General features: G+C 62.7%; 18 protein-coding genes. 6 read left to right on the forward strand and 12 right to left on the reverse strand.

Features of this window, described 5'->3' with window-relative positions:
- Positions 1-36: 36 nt before the first annotated feature.
- The 4 genes from NKJ01_RS12860 to NKJ01_RS12875 form a co-directional block, all read right to left on the reverse strand.
- Complete coding sequence (locus tag NKJ01_RS12860) at positions 37-1020, reverse strand: substrate-binding domain-containing protein (protein WP_352728366.1); 984 nt, start codon at positions 1018-1020, stop codon at positions 37-39.
- A 25-nt stretch (positions 1021-1045) separates the two neighbouring features.
- Positions 1046-1822 carry an SDR family oxidoreductase gene (locus NKJ01_RS12865; RefSeq protein WP_023760273.1) on the reverse strand — a complete coding sequence of 259 codons (777 nt, stop codon included), beginning with the start codon at positions 1820-1822 and terminating at the stop codon, positions 1046-1048.
- 5 nt (positions 1823-1827) lie between these two features.
- The gene (dgoD, locus tag NKJ01_RS12870; RefSeq protein WP_352601674.1) at positions 1828-3000 is read right to left on the reverse strand and encodes a galactonate dehydratase; all 1173 of its coding nucleotides are present in this window, start codon (positions 2998-3000) and stop codon (positions 1828-1830) included.
- A 379-nt stretch (positions 3001-3379) separates the two neighbouring features.
- Complete coding sequence (locus NKJ01_RS12875) at positions 3380-4783, reverse strand: MATE family efflux transporter (RefSeq protein ID WP_352601672.1); 1404 nt, start codon at positions 4781-4783, stop codon at positions 3380-3382.
- 254 nt (positions 4784-5037) lie between these two features.
- Here NKJ01_RS12875 and NKJ01_RS12880 point away from each other — a divergent pair, with 254 nt between their 5' ends.
- From NKJ01_RS12880 to NKJ01_RS12905, 6 genes are all read left to right on the forward strand, one after another.
- On the forward strand, positions 5038-5955 hold the full coding sequence (locus NKJ01_RS12880; protein ID WP_352728369.1) for an AraC family transcriptional regulator: 918 nt from the start codon (positions 5038-5040) through the stop codon (positions 5953-5955).
- A 241-nt stretch (positions 5956-6196) separates the two neighbouring features.
- Positions 6197-7468, forward strand: a complete 1272-nt coding sequence (locus NKJ01_RS12885; RefSeq protein WP_352728371.1) for an ABC transporter substrate-binding protein — start codon at positions 6197-6199, stop codon at positions 7466-7468.
- Positions 7469-7627: 159 nt separating this feature from the next.
- Positions 7628-8494: a carbohydrate ABC transporter permease gene (locus NKJ01_RS12890; protein WP_352601666.1), complete on the forward strand. Its 867-nt coding sequence runs from the start codon at positions 7628-7630 to the stop codon at positions 8492-8494.
- A gap of 14 nt (positions 8495-8508) precedes the next feature.
- On the forward strand, positions 8509-9321 hold the full coding sequence (locus tag NKJ01_RS12895) for a carbohydrate ABC transporter permease (RefSeq protein WP_352728436.1): 813 nt from the start codon (positions 8509-8511) through the stop codon (positions 9319-9321).
- Positions 9322-9335: 14 nt separating this feature from the next.
- A complete protein-coding gene (locus NKJ01_RS12900) occupies positions 9336-10382 on the forward strand; it encodes an NAD(P)-dependent alcohol dehydrogenase (RefSeq protein WP_352728373.1) in 1047 nt (348 codons plus the stop codon).
- Positions 10383-10389: 7 nt separating this feature from the next.
- On the forward strand, positions 10390-11475 hold the full coding sequence (locus NKJ01_RS12905) for an ABC transporter ATP-binding protein (RefSeq protein WP_352728375.1): 1086 nt from the start codon (positions 10390-10392) through the stop codon (positions 11473-11475).
- Between the two features lie 10 nt (positions 11476-11485).
- Here NKJ01_RS12905 and NKJ01_RS12910 read toward each other — a convergent pair whose 3' ends face one another.
- The 8 genes from NKJ01_RS12910 to NKJ01_RS12945 all read right to left on the reverse strand — a co-directional run bounded on the left by NKJ01_RS12910 (position 11486) and on the right by NKJ01_RS12945 (position 20369).
- Complete coding sequence (locus NKJ01_RS12910; RefSeq protein ID WP_352728377.1) at positions 11486-13072, reverse strand: FGGY-family carbohydrate kinase; 1587 nt, start codon at positions 13070-13072, stop codon at positions 11486-11488.
- A complete protein-coding gene (locus tag NKJ01_RS12915) occupies positions 13069-13752 on the reverse strand; it encodes an HAD family hydrolase (protein WP_352728379.1) in 684 nt (227 codons plus the stop codon). Before NKJ01_RS12915 ends, NKJ01_RS12910 begins: the two co-directional genes overlap by 4 nt.
- Before the next feature lie 14 nt (positions 13753-13766).
- Positions 13767-15245, reverse strand: coding sequence for a mannitol dehydrogenase family protein (locus NKJ01_RS12920; RefSeq protein WP_352728381.1), 1479 nt, complete (start codon positions 15243-15245; stop codon positions 13767-13769).
- A 158-nt stretch (positions 15246-15403) separates the two neighbouring features.
- Positions 15404-16174 carry an L-iditol 2-dehydrogenase gene (locus NKJ01_RS12925; RefSeq protein WP_023760261.1) on the reverse strand — a complete coding sequence of 257 codons (771 nt, stop codon included), beginning with the start codon at positions 16172-16174 and terminating at the stop codon, positions 15404-15406.
- A gap of 2 nt (positions 16175-16176) precedes the next feature.
- Positions 16177-17175, reverse strand: coding sequence for an ABC transporter ATP-binding protein (locus NKJ01_RS12930; RefSeq protein ID WP_023760260.1), 999 nt, complete (start codon positions 17173-17175; stop codon positions 16177-16179).
- Positions 17176-17225: 50 nt separating this feature from the next.
- Complete coding sequence (locus NKJ01_RS12935; RefSeq protein ID WP_023760259.1) at positions 17226-18050, reverse strand: carbohydrate ABC transporter permease; 825 nt, start codon at positions 18048-18050, stop codon at positions 17226-17228.
- Between the two features lie 11 nt (positions 18051-18061).
- Entirely contained in the window at positions 18062-18934 is an 873-nt protein-coding gene (locus tag NKJ01_RS12940; RefSeq protein ID WP_023760258.1) for a carbohydrate ABC transporter permease, read from the reverse strand.
- A 124-nt stretch (positions 18935-19058) separates the two neighbouring features.
- Positions 19059-20369, reverse strand: a complete 1311-nt coding sequence (locus NKJ01_RS12945) for an ABC transporter substrate-binding protein (RefSeq protein WP_023760257.1) — start codon at positions 20367-20369, stop codon at positions 19059-19061.
- Positions 20370-20418: the final 49 nt, after the last annotated feature.

Raw genomic sequence — 20418 nt, forward strand, 5'->3', positions numbered from 1 at the left:
CGTCATGCCCCTTACGGCGCATGACGCGTAGCCGGTTCACTTGCAGAGCTTGGCCTTGTAGTCCGAGGCAAAATTGTCGGCGGTGATGTATTCCGGGTCGGTGAAGGATTGAACCGGCAGCTGCGTTCCATCCTTGATCGAGGCCAACAGGATCTTTACCGCCAGCGCGCCATGGTTTGCAGAGTTCAGCCACATCGTACCACGGAATGCCGAAGGCTTTCCGGATCCGAAGGCCTCACAGGCGCGACTGCCGTCAATGCCGATGCCCATGCCTTGGTCCGGGGTATAGCCGGCGTTTTCCAGGGCACGCGCCCCACCCAGCACGCCGTCGTCATTGCAGGAATAGAATATCCAGTTGGTGACACTGGGGTTGGCGGTCAAGGTGGTGGTCATCACGTCGATGGCATTGACCATCGTGTTGTCGTAGGGGACGCGAACGATGTTGGCAGGCTTGAAGTCGGGCACCGCCTTCAGGAACGCATCTTCGGCGCCCTTGTTGCGCTGCATGCAGGTATCCGCCTTGCGGTCCTCGATCGAGGCGATGCGCACCTCTTTTCCGGCCCAGCCGCCGGTCTTGTAGAGCTTGGCCAGCTCTTCGCCCACCCGCGCGCCGATATTGTACGCATTCATCCCGACATAGGGGACCTGGGAGCCGTCCTGGTAGTAGATGTCGTCGTCGACCGCCACCAAAGGAATTTTCGCTGCCTTGGCTTTCTCGGCGATGACCGGTCCCAGCGCCTTGTCGGGAACGACGATGGCGATGCCCTTGACGCCGTCACCGACCATTGTATCGAAAGTGGTGATCGTCAAATTGGCGTCGAACTGGACGTCCTGCGATACGAAGGTGGCTCCGCCCGCCTCTGCCGCCTTCTTGGCGCCGCCGACTTCGGCGACGAACCATGGATGGTCACCCATCTTGTTGATGTAGCCGATCTTGATGTCGTCGGCGCTTGCCGCGCCGGCCATCAATCCGCCAGCCAGTATCGCCAGTGCTGCCACTGTCTTGGTCGTCGATTTCATGTGGATCCTCCCTGCTTGATGGTTGTCAGTCGTGGTAGAGAACCGAGCGGCCACCATCGATGGTGATCGTTTCGGCATTGATGAACGGCGCTTCGTCGGAAGCGAGGAAAACGGCCGTCATTGCAACCTCGTCCGGTCGGCCAATGCGCTTGGGCGGATGGAGGTCATAGGCCCGCCGCTTCTCCTCGGCGGGGTTTGGAAATGTGTTCCAGTAGGCTTCCGCGATCGGCGTCTCGATATAACCGGGGGCGATCGCGTTCACGCGGATGCCGCGCGCCGCATATTCGATGGCGAGCGAGCGGGTCAGGCCGACAAGCGCATGCTTGGCAACCGGATAGGGAAAAGTGTGAGGAATGATCTTGAAAGCGTGGCAACTGGCTATGTTGACGATCGATCCCGAACCGTTCGCCAACATCGTCGGCAGAACCGCCTTGGCGCAGAACCATGCGGCCTGGAGGTCGAGCTTCAGGCAACGGTCCCATTCCTCGTCCGGCATCAGCAGGGGTTCGTGGAAGACGTTAGCGCCGGCATTGTTGACGAGAACGTCGATGCCGCCATAAGCCGCTATCGTGTGGGCTACCATGTCGGCTACCGCCGATTGGTCCGTGACGTCGATTTCGACGAAAAGCGCGTCGGCACCCTGGGCACGCAGCGCGTCGGCGATTGCCTTGCCGCTTGCCGCATTCAACTCGGCGATAACGGTCTTTGCCCCCTGCATAGCGAAGGCCCGGGCGGTGGCGGCACCAATGCCTTGTCCGGCGCCGGTGACGATCGCGATCTTTCCCTGAAGCCTGCCTGTCATGGCGCTCACCAATCGACCACGGTGCCGTCGGGCATGATCGCGTTGCGGGCATGCAACACTTCCTGCTTGAAGGGGTGGCGCGCTATGACGTCCTCATTGACGGTGACGCCTAGTCCCGGCAGTTCAGGCACGTCCCAGCGGCCTGGTTTGCGTTGGATCGGCCAGGAAACGACGTCGTCGTACCAGGCGACCGCACCAGACATCTCCTCCTGGATGATGACGTTCGGCGTCGATATGCCGAAGTGAAGTGCTGCAACGCCGGCGATCGGGCCGAGCGGGTTGTGCGGCGCAAGGCCGACGCCGGCCGTTTCCGCCAAGGCCGCGATCTTCTTGGTCTCGAGCAGGCCGCCGGTGTGGCAGATATCCGGCTGGGCAATGTTGAAGGCGCGCGCCGCGATCGAGTGGGTGAACTCGCGGCGCCCGATCAGCCGTTCGCCGGACGCGATCGGTACCGCCGATCGCGCGGTGATATGCGCCAGGCCGGCGACATCTTCAGGCGGCACCGGTTCCTCGGCGAACATTATGCGGGCCGGCTCGATCGCCTTGAGGTAGTCCATCGCCGCGTTGACGGAGGCCGGGCGTCCGTGAAAGTCGACCATGATGTCGATATCGGGACCGACGGCTTCGCGCAGCGCGCCAACCATGTTGGCGACGGCGTCCACCGCCTTCGCCGGCGAGACATAGTGGGTGTAGGGAATGCAGACGACCTTGACCGCATCATAGCCAGCCTGCGTCACGATGCGTCCGCGTTCGACGATCATGTCCGCCGACCCGCTCTCATAGACCGCCTTCATGTCGCCCAGGCCGAGATGCGTGTAGGTGCGCAGATAGTTGCGAACCTGACCGCCGAGAAGCCGCCAGACCGGGACGCCCAGCGACTTACCCAGAATATCCCAAAGTGCGATCTCGATGCCGCTGACGGCTGACATTCCCTCGACGCCGAGACGCCAGAAGCCATGCCGCGTCAGGATCTGGTAGCACTGTTCGACATTGCGCGGGTCCTGCCCGATGAGCAGTGCCTCAAGATCCTGCAACGCGCCGACAACGGCACGCGTCTTCCATTCCAGCGTCGCCTCACCCCAGCCAAACAGACCGGGCTCGTCGGTTTCGACCCGAACGAAAACCCAGTTGCGCATTTCCGCATTGCAGACCAGCGCCTTGATGGCCGTAATTTTCATTGATCCTCCCCGTGTCGTCTTTTTTTACGACATTATGTATGATTTATTACGGTTAACATGTGCAAGTCAAGTGCAGCATGGCCGGGTTCATGTCGTATTTTGCTGGCAGTGCCGGCAGCAGGCGCAAAGCGTCATCAGGGCCTGAGCCCTTCAATGTTGGCGGGAGGTCAGTTCACGTCGATGCACGCAGGGCGCTACTGGCCTTCCGAGCTTCGAAGGCGCCAGTCCGCCGTCGGCCCGTACCGAGACGTTCATTGCCTCGGCTAAGCGCCGGCTCATGGCGCGCTTAGCGGACGTTTCGCGTCAGTTCTGAAGGCGCCGTTGGATGGGCCTCAAAGTTGGGACCTAACGGCCACCTGCAACGGGCGCCCGGTTACTCTCAGTGCCCGAACACCAGCGGCGGCGCCAGGCGATCCCGCCGCAGCCAGCGCGCCAGAAGCAGCGCCGCCACCACGGCCAGCCCCGACGACAGGCCGATCCAGATGCCGACGCCACGGAAGCCGAAATGGAAGGCGAGTAGCACACCGAGCGGCAGGCCGATGCCCCAATATCCGATCGCGGCATAGATCATCGGCACCTTGGTGTCGTGCAGGCCGCGCAGCATGCCGGCGGCCACCGCCTGCGCGCCATCGAAGACCTGGAACAGTGCTGCGAAGGCGAGGAACGACACGGCAAGCGCGATCACCCTGGCATTGGCCGGATTGCTCAGGTCGATGAAGGCGCTGATCAGCGGATGCGGCCACAGGATCATCACCAGCCCCATCAGTGCCATGAACGAGACGCCGATGACGAAGGCGGTCCAGCCGGCGCGCGAAACGCCTTCCGGATTGCCGGCGCCGTGGGCAAGCCCGACGCGCACCGTTACCGCCTGGTTGAGGCCGAGCGGCACCATGAAGCTGATCGAGGCAATCTGGATGGCGATGGCGTGCGCGGCGAGCGAATCCGCGTCGATCAGGCCCATCAGCAGCGCCGCCGCGTTGAAGATCGTCACCTCGAAGGCGAGGAGGCCCGCAATCGGCAGGCCGAGCCGCAGAAGGCCCCTGAAGCGCGGCCAGTCAGCGCGCCAGAAGCGCCCGAACAGACGATAGCGCCGGAACTTCTTCTCCAGCATCACCACGACGGCCATGCCGACGAACATCAGCGTGCTGGACAACGAGGTGGCAAGGCCCGAGCCGGCGATGCCCATCGACGGGATGCCAAGATTGCCGAACATGAACAGCCAATTGAAGAAGGCATTGCAGGCGACGGCGACGAAGACGATGACCAGCGCCCAGCCCGGCCGCTCCAGCGCCGAGATGAACGAGCGCAGCACGATATAGCCGTAGAAGGGCAGCACCGCCCATTCGAGCCATCGCAGATAGATGCCGGCCTGATGGGCGAGTGCCGGATCCTGGCCCATGGCCAGCAGGATAGCCTCGCCGTGCCACAGCACGAGCCAGATCGGGATCGAGATCAGGATCGCAAGCCACAGGCCCTGGCGCACGGTGCGGCGCAAGTCGCGCACCGAATGGCGGCGGCGGCCGAGCTCGGTCGCGATCATCGGCGAGGTCGCCAGCATCAGGCCGAGCCCGAAGATCAGCGGCATGAAATAAAGATTGGCGCCAAGCGCGCCGCTGGCCAGCGTATCCGGCCCCAAACGGCCCATCATCATGACGTCGGTGGCCGTCATCGCGGTCTGACCGAGATTGGTCAGCACCATCGGCCAGGCGAGCGCCAGCGTCGCCATGATTTCCTGGCGCCAAAGATTTTCCGGCGCGCGAGCGCCGGCTTCGATCGCAGACATTGTCCTGCTCTTTCCAGTTGCGGCACATCGGCACGAGCCGGAAGCCGCATTTCAAACGGCAAAACCTTCGGTTTCGCGGCGTTTGCGCCAGCTTTTGGACGAAACGCGACATGAAGGCAAGAGAGGAGGAGCGGGAACAGATTGAGCCAGCCGGAACACCAGGACCACCACTGGTTGCCGCCGAGGTGCATTTCACAGTGGGCAATCGGCTGCTACTGATTGCATGAGGGGCGACAGATTCCGGAGGAGGCAGGATGCAGTTCAGGCGCAGGAAGAACCCGGTCTCGATCCCGCGGACAGCGCCGTCCTTCGAGCACATCGTCACCGAGGCGAGCGAAAGCTTCCTGTGGCGGCTCGACGACTATCCCTGGGAGCGCAACGTCTGGAACTTCCATCCGGAATACGAGATTCACTTGTTGCGAAAATCCTCCGGCGTGGTCCTGGTCGGCGATCATATCGGCGAATTCGGGCCGGGCTACCTGACCATCGTCGGTGGCGGGCTGCCGCATGACTGGGTGACTTCGGTGCAACCGGGAGAACTGATCGAAGGCCGCGACATCGTCCTGCAGTTCGATGCGCAGAGGTTGCGCGGATCGGCAGGCCTGTTGCCGGAATTGCGCGAACTGGAACCGTTCCTCGAACGGTCGCTGCGCGGCATGGTCTTTCACGGCCGCACCGCGCTGGATGGTGCCGACATCATGGAGCGGATGGGCGAGGTTAGCGGGCTAAGCAGGTTCTGTCTTTTCCTGGATCTCGTCGACCTTCTCGCACGCACCGACGAATACGAATTGCTGTCGTCGCCTGATTTTTCGCCGGTTCTCGATGCCGCCTCGCTCGACATCATCCAGCGCACACTGACCCATCTGTTCCAGCATTTCGCCGAGGATCTGAAGCTGCCGGAGGTGGCGGAACTGGCCGGAATGACGGAGAGCACGTTTTCGCGGTTCTTTCAGAAGAACACCGGCAACAGCTTCAGCGACCACCTTGCCAAACTCAGGCTCTGGCAGGCTTGCAAGCTTTTGGCGGACACCGATATCGCGATCACCGATATCTGTTTTCAGGTCGGCTATATGAACATCTCGAACTTCAACCGCGCCTTCATGCGCAAGCACAAGATGACCCCGTCATCTTATCGCCGGCTGTCGCGGCAGCGGCTGACAATGCGTGCATAAGCCCATCCTGAAATACCGTTTCAGACCAAATCGATACTCATGTGACACGCGTCGTATCCCGGCGCCGGTTTTTGCACCGCACAATGCATAAAAGTACAGGTCTGCTGCAACGAGGCTTCTAGCAAGCCTCGTCGCAACTCCGCATTTTAGCGATGGGTGGCATGTCGCTCGGGCGATGGTGAGGATCGCGCAAGCCGAGGACTTCCGCTTCCTGCGAAATGTTCCTGGAGGAGAAAAGATCATGAAACCAGTTCGGCTTGCTGCCAGCCTTGGCGCAGCTTTTATGCTTTCCGCTACCGTTTCCACCATTGCTTTGGCGCAGGCGCCGGTCTGCTCGGCGCCAGTCAAGGTGCTGGCGCAGCCACGCGACGGCCTGACGCTTCTGGAGGACTCCAAGGACGAGTTCCAGAAGCTAGCCGGTGCCAGCTTCCAGATCGATTATCTGAACGAGAACGACCGCAGGGCAAAATCGCGCGCCGATGCGTCCACCGTCGGCAACTACAACGTCTACTATGTCGACGAAGCCAACGTGGCGCTATTTGCCTCGTCGAAATGGATCGTGCCGCTCACCGACTATTATCCGGCGGACTACGACTATGCCGATTTCGATCCGGGCCGCCAGAAGGTCGCCACCTATGACGGCAAGGTCTGGTTCGCGCCGCTGACCGGCGGCGGCGACCTGATGGTCTACCGCAAGGATATTCTGGAGGCCGCCGGCATCCAGCCGCCGAAGACGCTGGACGAACTGATCGCCGACGTGCCGAAGCTGACCAATCCGGACAAGGGCATATATGGCATCGCGCTGCGCGGCGCACGCGGTTCGGGCGCCAATGTTTGGCGCTGGATGCCGTTGTTCAAGGCCTATGGCGGCCAATGGTTCAACGGCGACAAGCCAGCATTCAACTCGGATGCCGCCGTCAAGGCGACCGAAACCTATCTGAAGCTCTTCAAAGATTCGGCACCCGGCACGCAGACCGGCAGCTGGGATGAATCGACCGGCGCCTTCCTGTCTGGCCAAGTCGCCATCCTCGTCGAATCGACGCCGCTGTCGGGCATGGCGGTCGATCCGAAGACCTCGCAAGTGGTCGGCAAGATCGGCTTCCTGCCGCCGCCGGCGCCGCTTACGGGTGGTGGCTATGGCCATGGCCTCGCCATCGCGGCAAAGGCCAATGCCGACGATGCCTCGAAGAAATGCGCCGGCCTGTTCATCGCCTGGGCAACGTCGAAGGAAAACGAGAAGCGCCGGCTCGACGCCCACCAGTTCGGTGAGCTGAACCGCACCAGCATCCTGTCCAGCAAGGAATTCGCCGACATCTACGGCGCCGATCTCGGTCAGGCGCTGGCCGAGACCGGCAAGGTCACGGCGGTCAACTTCTGGCAGGATCCGCGCTGGCCGGATCTCGGCGATCGCTGGGGCATCATCCTCGAGGAACTGGTCACCGGCACCCGCACCGATGTCAAGGGCGGCCTCAACGAGCTTGAAGCCTATGCCAACGAGCTGGTGAAGAAATAAGCCATCCTCCCCCTGCGGCGCGCGATCCGCGGCATTCGACCGAATGTCGGGACCTGTGCGCCGCAGGTCCCCTTTTCTCTCCCGCTGCCGTTTGAACCGGCGATCGCGCGAAAGGTCCAGCCGTGTTCAATCGCCCGAGACGCAGCCAAGGATAGACAGATGCCGCGACGCTCATCCTTGCCGGTCACTTTCGTCGTGCCGACGCTCGTCATTCTCCTGATCCTGTCGATGGTGCCGACGCTCTACGCGATCGTCATTGCTCTGCAGAACCGCGAGCTCTCCTCGACGGCCTATTCCTATGTCTGGTTGTCGAACTTCTATGATCTGTTCTTCGACCGTCGCTTTCTCAACGCCGTCTGGGTTTCGGTGAAGTGGGAGGTCGTCACGGTTGTCGCGACGATGGCCGTGGCGATCGGACTGGGCGTGCTGATGTTCGAGGTCGCCTCGCCGCGCCTGCGCAACATCTACTGCCTGCTGTTCATTGTCCCGGTCCTGTTGCCGCGTGTTTCGGCCGCTTTCGTCTGGAAGTTCGCCTACCATCCGCTCTACGGCATCGCCACCTACCCGTACCGGCTGCTGACCGGCGGGTTGATCTTCGACCCGCTGTCCAAGCCGGCGACGGCATTGTTTGCCGTAGCCTCGGTAGATGTCTGGCAATGGGGCCTGTTCTTCGCCGTCATCGTGCTGAAGCTGCTGGAGACCTTGCCGCCGCAGCCGATCGAGGCGGCGCGTCTCGACCACGCCAGGCGCTGGCAGATCCACGCTTATGTCACCTTGCCGATGCTGAAGGCGCCGCTGATCAGCCTGATGTTCGTCAAGATGATCGAGTCGCTGCGCTCCTTCGACCTGATCTATGTGATGACCCGCGGCGGACCGGGCGTAGCGACCGAAACGCTCGACATGTACGCGTTCTCGCAGGGCTTCATCGAGTCCGGCAAGGTGTCCTATGCCTCGGCGATGGCGGTTCTGATGATGATCGCCACCGTCATCACCTTCACCATGCTGTGGAAGCGGGTGCAGGCATGAGACCACCATATCGCATGAGGCCGGGCCGCCTTATCGGCAAGGCCGTGCTGGCCTTCGCCGGCTTCATGGCCGTGTTTCCGCTGCTGTGGACTTCGCTCAATTCGCTGAAGAACAATGTCGATATCATCACCCGCGTTCCGCGCCTGGTGTTCACGCCGACGCTGGCCAACATCAGCTACATCATCGGCCGCGACAGCGTCATGACCGGCCTCTACAACTCGGTCATCGCCTGCGGCGTCGCGGTGCTGATCGGCGTGGTGCTTGGCCTGCCTGCCGCCTATGCTGTGGCGCGCTATCCCAACCGCTGGGCCGGCGACATCCAGTTCTTCGTGCTGTCGCTGCGCTTCCTGCCGCCGGTGGCGGTGGCCATCCCGCTGATGGTGATCTGGCTGCAGCTCGGCCTCTACGACACGCTCGCCGCGCTGATCGTCACCTATTCGCTGCTCACCATCTCGGTGATCATGTGGCTCGCAATTCCCGCCTTCCAGAGCGTGCCAAAGGAGGTCGAGGAAGCCGCCTTCGTCGATGGCTACGGCGCCTATTCCGTGTTCTGGCGGATCGCGCTGCCGGTCGCCGCGCGCTCGTTGATCGGTGCGGTGGCGTTCAGCTTCGTGCTGGTCTGGAATGAGTTCCTGATCGCGCTGATGCTGTCCAGCTCCAATGCCAAGACCTTGCCGATCGTCGCCTCGGAACTGTCCCAACAAGGCATGAACGTGCCGTGGGGCATCCTCAATGCCTCGGTCGTGCTTCTGTCGCTGCCGCCGCTTCTGTTTCTCGGCGTGCTCAGCGGCTTCCTGAATTCCGTTTTCCGGCAAAAAAAGACTTGAAGCGAGGACGAGACATGCGGGCTTTGGTGCTTGAGAAAAAGGGCGAGCTGGCCCTGCGCGAGATTGCGTTGCCGCTCGACGTCGGGCCGGACGACGTCAGGATCGCCATCCACACGGTCGGTGTCTGCGGCAGCGACGTGCACTATTACACCCACGGCGCCATCGGCAGCTACGTCGTGCGCGCGCCGATGGTGCTTGGCCACGAAGCGTCCGGAACGATCGTCGAAATTGGCGCCAATGTCAGGACGCTGAAGGTCGGGGATCGCGTCTGCATGGAGCCGGGCGTGCCGAACCTGTCATCGCGTGCAACAAAACTCGGCATCTACAATGTCGACCCCGACGTGCGCTTCTGGGCGACGCCGCCGGTGCATGGCATCCTTGCGCCGCAAGCCGTGCATCCAGCGGCGTTCACCTACAGGCTGCCGGACAACGTCTCCTTCGCCGAAGGGGCGATGGTCGAGCCCTTTGCCATCGGCATGCAGGCGGCTGCCCGTGCACGCATCGTTCCGGGCGACGTGGCGGTCGTCGTCGGCTGTGGCCCGATTGGCATCATGATCGCGCTGGCAGCCCTTGCCGGCGGCTGTTCGAAAGTGCTGATTTCGGACTTCTCCGCCCCCAAGCTCGAGATCGCGGCGCGCTATCCGGGCATCGTCCCGGTCAATATCGGCGAGCAGTCGCTGGTCGAAGCGGTGGCTGTGGCGACCGACCGTTGGGGCGCCGATATCGTCTTCGAGGCCAGCGGCAGCCCTAAGGCGTTCGCCAATCTGTTCGAGGTCGTACGCCCTGGCGGCGCGGTGGTCCTCGTCGGATTGCCGGTCGAGCCGGTGGCGCTCAATGTGCCGGCGGCCATATCGAAGGAAGTTCGCATCGAGACGGTGTTCCGCTACGCCAACATCTTCGACCGTGCCTTGCAGCTGATCGCCTCGGGGAAGGTCGACCTCAATCCGCTGATCACCGGCACCTATTCCTTCGACGACAGCATCGAGGCCTTCGAGCGCGCGGCCGCGGCGCATCCGGAAGACGTCAAGCTGCAGATCCTGATTTCGAGCGAGAAGGGCTGACCGAATCATGTCCGCGATCACCTGCTCCAATATCGAGAAATCCTATGGCGCGACGACCGTCATCCGCGACCTGAACCTCGCCATCGAGGAACACGAGTTCGTCGTCTTCCTCGGCCCTTCCGGCTGCGGCAAGTCGACCTTGCTGCGCATGCTGGCGGGGTTGGAGGAGATCAGCGGCGGCGAGGTCTCGATCGGCGGCAAGGTGGTCAACGACCTCGACCCTGGCGACCGCGGCATTGCCATGGTGTTCCAGAACTACGCGCTTTATCCGCACATGACGATCTTCGACAACATCGCCTTCGGCCTGAAGCGGCAGAAGGTGGCGAAGGCGGAAATCCAGCAGCGCGTCGAGGCTGTCTCGAAGACGTTGGGGCTGGATCCCTATCTCGGCCGCAAGCCGGCGGAGCTGTCCGGCGGCCAGCAGCAGCGCGTGGCGATTGCCCGCGCCATGATCAAGACTCCAAAAGTGTTCCTGTTCGACGAGCCGCTGTCCAATCTGGATGCCAAGCTACGCAATCACATGCGCATCGAGATCGCCCGGCTGCACCAGTCGCTGAAGACGACCACCGTCTACGTCACCCACGACCAGCTGGAGGCAATGACGCTCGCCGACCGCATCGTGCTTTTGCGCGACGGCCGGATCGAGCAGATCGGCTCGCCGGCCGAAATCTACGAGCGGCCGGGCAATCTGTTCGTCGCCGGGTTCATCGGCACGCCGAACATGAATTTCATCGACGTAGCCGTGGGGCGCAAAGACAACCGCTGGATCCTGACGAGTGCCGGTGCGGTCTTTTCGATCGAAGGCTCGCGCTTCAATCTGCAAGGCGTAGATCGTGCGGTGCTTGGCATCAGGCCTCCGGATCTGAAGACCGCTGGCGCTGATGCTGGCAACCTTCTCGAAGGCACAGCCGATCTCATCGAGTTTCACGGCAACGATGCGCTGGTGATCTTCGGTTCCGGCGGCAAGGAAATCAGCGCGCTGGTGCCGACCCGCGAATGCCCTGCCGTCAACAGCCATGTCCGCTATGCGGTCGACGAAACGAGCCTTCACCTGTTCGATGCGAAGTCTGGCGTGTCCCTGCTGAGACAGTAGCCCGCTTTACCTACCGGATCGCGTCCAGCATCTGCCGCTGGCGGTGCATCTCGAGGAAAACCTTGTAATCGCGGTCGAAACGCCCGGCTGATTTAGGGTTCGAGGCACGCGTCCTGCCGCCTTGCTGCATGGCCAGACAGGCCGCGTTGAGGTCGGGAAACAGCCCGGCCGCGGTTGCCGCGACCATGCCGGTGCCGAGCAGCACCGCCTCGTCGGCCAACGGCTCGATGACCGCGCAGCCGGTGGCGTCGGCATAGAGCTCCATCAATAGCGGGTTCTTGGTATGGCCACCGGTGACATGCAGCGTGTCGATCAGGTAGCCGTTCTCGTTCAGCGCCTCCAGTACGTGGCGCACGCCGAGTGCGATGCCGACGGCGGTGCGCCAGTAGAGCTTGCACAGGCTGTCGAAGGAGGAGTCCAGCGTCAGCCCGCTGACGACGCCGACGGCATGCGGATCGGCGAGCGGCGAACGGTTGCCGTGGAAATCGGGCAGCACATGCAGCCTTGCGGCAAGGTTTTCACCCTCGGTGGCGCGCAGCTCGGCGACGCGCCTGGCGATCTTTGCATGCATGGCGGCATCCGGCTCGCCGCCGGCTCCATGCCAGCGAATGATGTGGTCGAGCAGGGCGCCGGTTGCCGACTGGCCGCCTTCCGACAGCCACAGTTTAGGCAAGGCTGCACCGTAATATGGGCCCCAGACGCCGGCGAAGGGTTGCGGATCGGGCGACATCGCCATGACGCAGCTTGACGTACCGGCAATCAGAGCCAGGTGCCGGCCGATATTCTGTTCGTCGCCGGCAAAGCCGCCGAGCACGCCAAGCGCGCCGGCATAGGCATCGATGACGCCGGCGCCGACCCGGCATCTTTCGCTCAGGCCAAGCTCTGCCGCCGCTTGCGCCGTCAGCTGACCTATATCGGTACCAATCGGACTGGCCCTTTCGGGCAGATTGCCGTGCTCGAAAAGATCGTCGAGGCCGACGAGCTCGAAGAAATCGCGGCGCCAACCCATCTCCTCATGCGCCAGATAGGTCCATTTGGCGGTCAGCGTGCATTGCGAACGGGCTGTCGAGCCTGTCGCTTGCCAGGTCAGGAAGTCGGTGAGGTCGAATAGATAGCCGGCTTCATTCCAGGTCCTGGGCAGGTTCCGCTTCAGCCACATCAGCTTCGGCGTCTCCATTTCCGGTGACATGACGCCGCCGACATAGTCGAGCACGGCATGGCCGCTTGCCGTGCATTCGTCGGCCTCGGCAATGGCGCGGTGGTCGAGCCAGACAATCGTGTCCCAGCGCCTGTCGCCGGTGGTCGAGACGCTGAGCTGGCCGCCTTGCCGGTCCCGCACCACCAGCGAACAGGTGGCGTCGAAGGAGATGCCGACGACGTCCTCGGCGGCGACGCCGGCCTTTTCGCGGGCAGTGCGCACGGCGGTGCAGACCGCCGACCAGATATCGCGCGAATCATGCTCGGCGTGATCGGGCTTCGGCTGGTTCATGATGATCGGCCGCTCGGCGCGGCCGAGCAAGGTGCCGCTGGCGTCGAGAATGCCCGCGCGAGCGCTCCCGGTGCCGACATCGACCGCGCAAACGAACTGTTTCGTCAAGATGCTCTAACTCTCGCTCCCAGGCCTGCAATCAGATCGGGCAATTGCAGCATGTCAGCGAATATAAAGTCCGGTTCACTCGACGCAAGCCGCGCTTTCAATGTCGGGCTGCCGGCATGCGATCCGCCGGTGAAGGCAAACACGCGCATACCCGCCGCCCGTGCCGCTGTGATGCCTGCCGGGCTGTCCTCGACGACAAGGCATTTGCGGGGTTGGGCCCGCATGCTGGCGGCGGCATGGAGGAACAGGTCGGGCGCCGGTTTTCCCGCGGCCACCATGGCGGCGCTGAACAGATGCGGTTCCATCAGCCCCAGCAATCCGGTGACGTCGAGCGCGTAGCGGATCCGGTCGAGCGTGCCCGAGGACGCGACGCAGAACGGCAGCCCTAGCCTCGGCAGCATCTCCTTGACGCCGGCAATCGGCTTCAGCTCTTCGCGAAACCTGCGCATCAGTTCGACGCGCATCTCGGTCAGGTGGCTGTCGGTGATATCCAGCCCGAAGTCGCGCCCAAGGATCTCGCGCACGCTCTTCATGCTCTTGCCGAGGAAATGCTCGTAGGCGGCATCCTCGCTGAAATTGCCGCCGGCCAGCTTGATCACGCCGAGCAGCGCCGAGACGGAGAGTGCCTCGCTGTCGACCAGCACGCCATCGCAGTCGAAGATAACCAGTTCAGGCGTCATGACGTCGAATGGTCTCAGAGCTCGCCGGCGAGATAGCGCGTCAGCGTCGCGCGCGCGCCATTCGCCCACAGCACGTTGAGCGCATGGGCGAAGGCCTCGACAAACGCCGTCGCGCGGCCGACATCGCCATAGATGTCCTCCATGGCAAGCCAGGCAGCAGGCGCATCCTTTGCCGCCTTTGCCGTCGCCTGCAACCGGTCCCAGCTCGGGTCGTTGGGTTCGATGACGGCGCCGCTGTCCGTCGTGCCGAAGCAGTAGCGGCACCACAGCGCCGATTCCAGCGCCAGGCCGTCGACGCTTTTGCCGGCCTTCAGCCGGTCGGCAATGGTCGGGATGATGAACTTCGGCTGACGGTTGGAACCGTCGAGGCAGAGCCGGCGCACCGTGTCGCCGATCTTGGGATTGGAGAAGCGGCTCTCGATGAGCTGGTAATAGTCTTCCAGAACCGTGTCCGGCACCGGAGGCACGGTCGGGATGATTTCGTCCCGTTCGAGCTTGGCCAGGAAACCGCTCACCAGCGGCTCCTGCATCGCCTCATGGACGAAATGAATGTCCATCAGGCCAGCCGGATAGGCGATGGTCGCATGGCCGCCATTGAGGATGCGGATCTTCATCAGCTCGTAAGGGGCAACATCCCTCACGAACTGTACGCCGACCTTTTCCAGCGGCGGACGGCCATCGGTGAAATGATCCTCCAGCACCCATTGCCGGAACGGCTCGCAAAACACCGGCCAGTTGTCCTCGAGGCCAAAATCCTTGGCCAGGATGCCGCGCTCGCGGTCTGATGTGGCCGGCGTGATGCGATCGACCATGCCGTTCGGAAAGGCGACATGCTCGCTGACCCAGTTCGCCAGATCCTCGTCGATCAGACGGGCCAGGCCAATGACCCCGTCGGAGGTGACATGGCCATTGTGGGGAATGTTGTCGCAAGACATCACCGTGAACGGCACCGTGCCCTCGTCGCGGCGGCGGACCAGCCCGGCGAGGATGATACCGAACACCGTCTTCGGCGTCGCGCCTGCCTGCGCGTCCGCCACGATGTCGGGATGGGTCGGGTTGAAAACACCGGAGGCCGGGTCAATGAAATAACCTCCTTCGGTGATGGTCAGCGAAACGATCTTGATCGCCGGGTCGGCAAGCCGTTCGACGATGCCGGCCGCGTCGCCCGGCATCAGGAAGTCGACCATGGCGCCGGTCACGCGGGCGCTCATATGCCCAGAGTCCTGCTCGACCACCGTGGTCAGCCAATCCTGCTCTTCCAGCTTGGCGCGGCCGATCTTCTCGCCCTCGAACACCCCGGCGCCGACCAGCGCCCAGTCATGGCCGATGCCCGAGTTGAACAAATCGTCGAGATAGACGGCCTGGTGCGAGCGATGGAAATTGCCGACGCCGAAATGCACGATGCCGGCCTTGAGCCCCGAGCGGTCGTATTTCGGACCGGCGACCTTGACGGGTAGATTGGAGAGGTTTGCGGACGAGAGTTTTACGGTCATCTGTTTTACCCTTTGGCCGGGCTGCGGCCTTCGTTACTCCCTCTCCCCGTTTCTCACGTGGAGAGGATAAGGGGCGGCACGTATTCCAAGGTCGATGCGCCCTGCGATGTCGGCCTCTGCCCCCCGCGGAGGTACGAGGAGCAGAGGCCGTCCCCGCCTCAACTCATCCACTGGCCGCCATCGACATTGTAGGTCTGGGCGACGATGTATTCGGCGTCGGCGCTGGCGAGAAAGACCGCCATGCCGGTGAGGTCCTGCGCCGTGCCCATGCGGCCATACGGTACTGCCTCGCCGACCAGTTTCTTCTTCTCGCCCTTCGGCCGGTTTTCATACTTGGCGAACAGCGCATCGACGTGATCCCAGTGCTCGCCGTCGACGACGCCAGGGGCAATCGCGTTGACGTTGATGCGATGCTTGATCAGGTCGAGCCCCGCCGACTGGGTCAGTGAGATGACGGCGGCCTTGGTGGCGCAATAGACACCGACCAGCGCCTCGCCGCGCCGCCCGGCCTGGCTCGCCATGTTGATGATCCTGCCGCCCTTGCCGCGTGCGATCATCGAGCGGGCGGCTGCCTGCAGCATGAACAGCGTGCCGGCGACGTTGACCGAAAACAATTTGTCGTAGCTGGCCTTGGTGATCTCGACGATCGGCGCCAGGTCGAACAGGGCGGCGTTGTTGATCAATATATCGAGGCCGCCGGTCTTCGCCTCGACGGCTTTCACCGCCGCTTCGATGGAGGCGAGGTCGGTGACGTCGAGCTTGACCGCATAAGCCTTGCTGCCGATCTCGGCGGCCGTCTTGCGCGCAGCCTCGAGATTGATGTCGGCAATGGCGACGGTGGCGCCTTCGCCGACATAGGCTTCGGCGAAGGCCCTGCCGATGCCGCGCGCCGAGCCCGTGATCAACGCGGATTTGCCGGCCAGTCGCATGCTCAGATTGCCTTCCCGTCGGCGCCGAAGCGATGCAGCTTGGTCTTGTCGGGCGTCAGATAGATGGTGTCGCCGTGATGGACGGCCAGTTCGCCGTCGGCACGCACCGTCAGCGGCCCGACGCCATCAGCTTGAACGTGCAAGAACGTGTCGGAGCCGAGATGTTCGGCGACGCCCACGGTGGCCTTCCATTCGCCCGCCGTGGTCGAGATTTCCAGATGCTCGGGGCGGATGCCGATGGTCTTGGCGCTGTATTTGGCAGCCGGCGCGCCTTCGATCAGGTTCATCTTCGGCGAGCCGATGAAGCCGGCGACGAACAGGTTCTTCGGCGTCTTGTAAAGTTCCATCGGCGAGCCGACCTGCTCGATGTTGCCGGCGTTCAGCACGACGATCTTGTCGGCCATGGTCATGGCTTCGACCTGGTCGTGGGTGACATAGATCATGGTCGTCTTGAGCTGATGATGCAGTTCGCTGATCTCCAGCCGCATCGTGCCGCGGAGTGCCGCATCGAGGTTGGACAGCGGTTCATCGAACAGGAAGGCGGTCGGCTGGCGCACGATGGCACGGCCGATGGCGACGCGCTGGCGCTGGCCGCCGGAAAGCTGGCCGGGCCGGCGCTCGAGGTAGTTGGTCAGGTTGAGCACGCGCGCCGCGTCCCCCACCTTCTTTTCGATGGTCGCCTTGTCTTCGCCGGCCATCTTCAGCGGGAAGCCGATGTTCTTGGCCACCGTCATGTGCGGATAGAGCGCGTAGGACTGGAACACCATGGCCAGCTTGCGCTTGGCCGGTGCCTCGCCGGTGACGTCGCGGCCGTCGATGTTGATGGAGCCGCCGCTGGTGTCTTCCAGGCCGGCGATCAGCCGCAGCAGCGTTGACTTGCCGCAACCGGACGGGCCGACGAAGACGACGAACTCGCCATTTTCGATCACCAGGTCGAGGCCGGGGATGATGGAGGTCGCTCCGAAGGATTTGGAGACGTTCTTGAGCGTGATGTTTCCCATGGTTTCCTCCCCGAGGGGTTATTGTCCGGCGTCTGTTGCTTGCGGCGGCCTTACTTCACGGCGCCAAAGGTCAGGCCGCGCACCAGCTGCTTCTGACTGAACCAGCCCATGATCAGGATCGGCGCGATGGCCAGTGTCGAGGCCGCCGAAAGCTTGGCCCAGAACAGGCCTTGCGGGCTTGAGAACGAGCTGATGAAAGCGGTCAAGGGTGCGGCTTCCGTGGTCGTCAGCCGGATTGTCCAGAACGCCTCGTTCCAGGCCAGGATGATATTGAGCAGCATGGTCGAGGCGATGCCAGGCACAGCCATCGGTGTGAGTACATAAATGATCTCGTTCCATAGCGATGCGCCGTCCATGCGTGCCGCTTCCAGGATCTCGCCCGGTATTTCGCGGAAGTAGGTGTAGAGCATCCACACCACGATCGGCAGGTTGATCAGCATCAGCATGACCATCAGGCCGATACGGCTGTCGAGCAGTCCTGTATCGCGGAAGATCAGGTAGATCGGAAACAGCACGGCAACCGCGGGCATCATCTTCGTGGACAGCATCCACATCAGGATGTCCTTGGTTCGCTTGGTCGGCGAGAAGGCCATCGACCAGGCGGCCGGTATGGCGACCAGCAGGGCCAGGATGGTCGAGCCGACCGAGAGCAGCACCGAGTTGAAGAAGAACTTGAAGTATCCGTTCTGCGCCTGGACCTCGGAATAACTCTCGAACGTCCCTGACGGGATGATGCTGAAACCCTGGATGGCTTCCTGCTCCGACTTGAACGAGGTGATGATCGTATAGAGGATCGGGAAGAAGATCAGCAGCGCGACGATCCAGGCGGCAATTGTCGCGATCGTCTTGTGCCGGGTGGTGACTGAGCGTGCCATCGTATCCTCCCTTACTTGTCCAGGTTCTTGCCGACCGCGCGCATGGCGAAGAAGGCGACGATGTTGGCGAGAATGACGGCGATCACGCCTCCGGCGGACGCCTGGCCGATTTTGAACTCCAGCAACGCCTTCTGGTAGACGAGGAAGGGCAGGTTGGTGGAGGCGTATCCCGGGCCGCCATTGGTGGTGACGAGGATCTCGGCATAGACGGAGAGGAGGAAGATCGTCTGGATCAGGATGACGACGGTGATGGCGCGCGACATGTGCGGCAGCGTCAGATAGATGAAGCGGCTGATGAAGCCGGCGCCGTCCATTTCGGCGGCTTCCTTCTGCTCACCATCGAGCGACTGCAGCGCGGTCAAGAGAATGAGCGTCGCGAAGGGCAGCCATTGCCAGGCGACGATGATGATGATCGCCAGCATCGGATGCTGCCCGAACCAGTCGATCGGCTGCGCTCCGAAGAAGCGCGCCATGTCGGCGAACACTCCGTATTGCGGGTGCATGATCATGTTCTTCCAAACCAATGCGGCCACTGGCGGCATGACGAAGAAGGGTGAGATGACGAGGATGCGCACAATCCCCTGGCCCCACATCGGCTGGTCGATCAGAAGCGCCAGCAGGATGCCACCGATCACCGTGATCAAAAGCACGCTGATCACCAGGGTGAGCGTGTTGAGGATCGACTGCAGGAAAGCCGGGTTGGAGTAGAACAGCGCGTAGTTGGAAAAGCCGACGAAGCCGTCGCGGATCGGATTGAGCGGATTGTACTGCTGGAAGGAGAACCAGATGGTGATGACCAGCGGCACGATCATCCAGACGAACAGCAGCACCACGGATGGCGCCATCATGAAACGGGCAAGCGAACGGGTCTGCTGAGTAGCCATGACGGTCACCCTTCACTGGTCAGGCTGAATTTTCAAAAGGCGTTAAAGGCGGCCGCCCGAACTGGGAACTCGGGCGGCCGTTGCCGGTCAAGAAGGCGACCGGCATTCGGCACCGGGAGGAGCCTTACTTCATGTATCCGCCTTCGGTCATCGTCGCGGTGGCAGCGTCCTGGGCCTGCTTCAGGGCATCGTCGACGCTCGACTGGCCGGCAAGAGCCGCCGAGAAGAGCTGGCCGACGGTGGTGCCAAGGCCCTGGAACTCCGGGATGGCGACGAACTGGACGCCGACATAGGGCACCGGCTTGACGGTCGGATGCGTCGGATCGGCTGCGTTGATGGAGTCGAGCGTCATCTTGGCGAACGGAGCCGCCTTCTGGTACTCGGCATTGGCATAGAGCGAGGAGCGCGTGCCCGGAGGAACGTTGGCCCAGCCCTCCTTCGAAGCAACCAGTTCGGCATAGTGCTTGCTGGTCGCCCAGGAGACGAACTTCTCGGCGGCATCAGCTTTCTGCGTGCCGGCCGGGATGGCCAGCGACCAGGCCCACAGCCAGTTGCCGCGCTTGCCGAGGCCATTGTCGGGCGCCAGCGCATAGCCGACCTTGTCGGCGACCTGGGATGCCTTAGGGTCGGAGACGAAAGACGCGGCGACGGTGGCGTCGATCCACATGCCGCACTTGCCCTGCTGGAACAGCGCCAGGTTTTCGTTGAAGCCGTTGGAGGACGCGCCCTCGGGGCCGTCGGCCTTCATCAGGTCGACATAGAACTGCAGCGTGTTCTTCCATTCGGGCTGGTCGAACTGGGGCTTCCAGTTCTCGTCGAACCAGCGTGCGCCGAAGGAGTTCGACATCGCCGTCAGGAACGCCATGTTCTCGCCCCAGCCGGCCTTGCCGCGCAGGCACACACCGTTCACGCCATTGGCGCGGTCGGTCATCTTGTCGGCGGCCTGCTTGATGAAGTCCCAGGTCGGCGCATCGGGCATCTTCAACCCGGCCTTGTCCATCAGGTCCTTGCGGTACATGACGAAGGAGCTTTCGCCGTAGAAGGGCGCGGCATAGAGCTTGCCGTCGACTGAAAGACCACCGGCGATGGCCGGGATGATGTCCTTTACGTCATAGTCGTCGCCAAGCTTGTCGAGCGGCAGCAGCCAGTTCTGCTTGGCCCAGATCGGAACTTCATAGGTGCCGATGGTCATCACGTCATATTGTCCACCCTTGGTGGCGATGTCGGTGGTGACGCGCTCGCGCAGCACGTTCTCTTCAAGCGTAACCCAGTTGAGCTGGATGTCGGGATTCGCCTTGGTGAAGTCATCGGTCAGCTTTTGCATGCGGACCATATCGCCATTGTTGACGGTGGCGATGGTGATGGATTCGGCGTGTGCGGCGAACGCGAGCGCGCTGGCCGACAACAAGCCCAGGGTGAGCGTGCGAAGTTTCATGAAATTCCTCCCTTGAACCAAGATGAGCATTTGCCTTGGCTTTGAGCAA

It is taken from the genome of Mesorhizobium sp. M0276 (genome assembly GCF_040321755.1).
Lineage (GTDB): Bacteria > Pseudomonadota > Alphaproteobacteria > Rhizobiales > Rhizobiaceae > Mesorhizobium.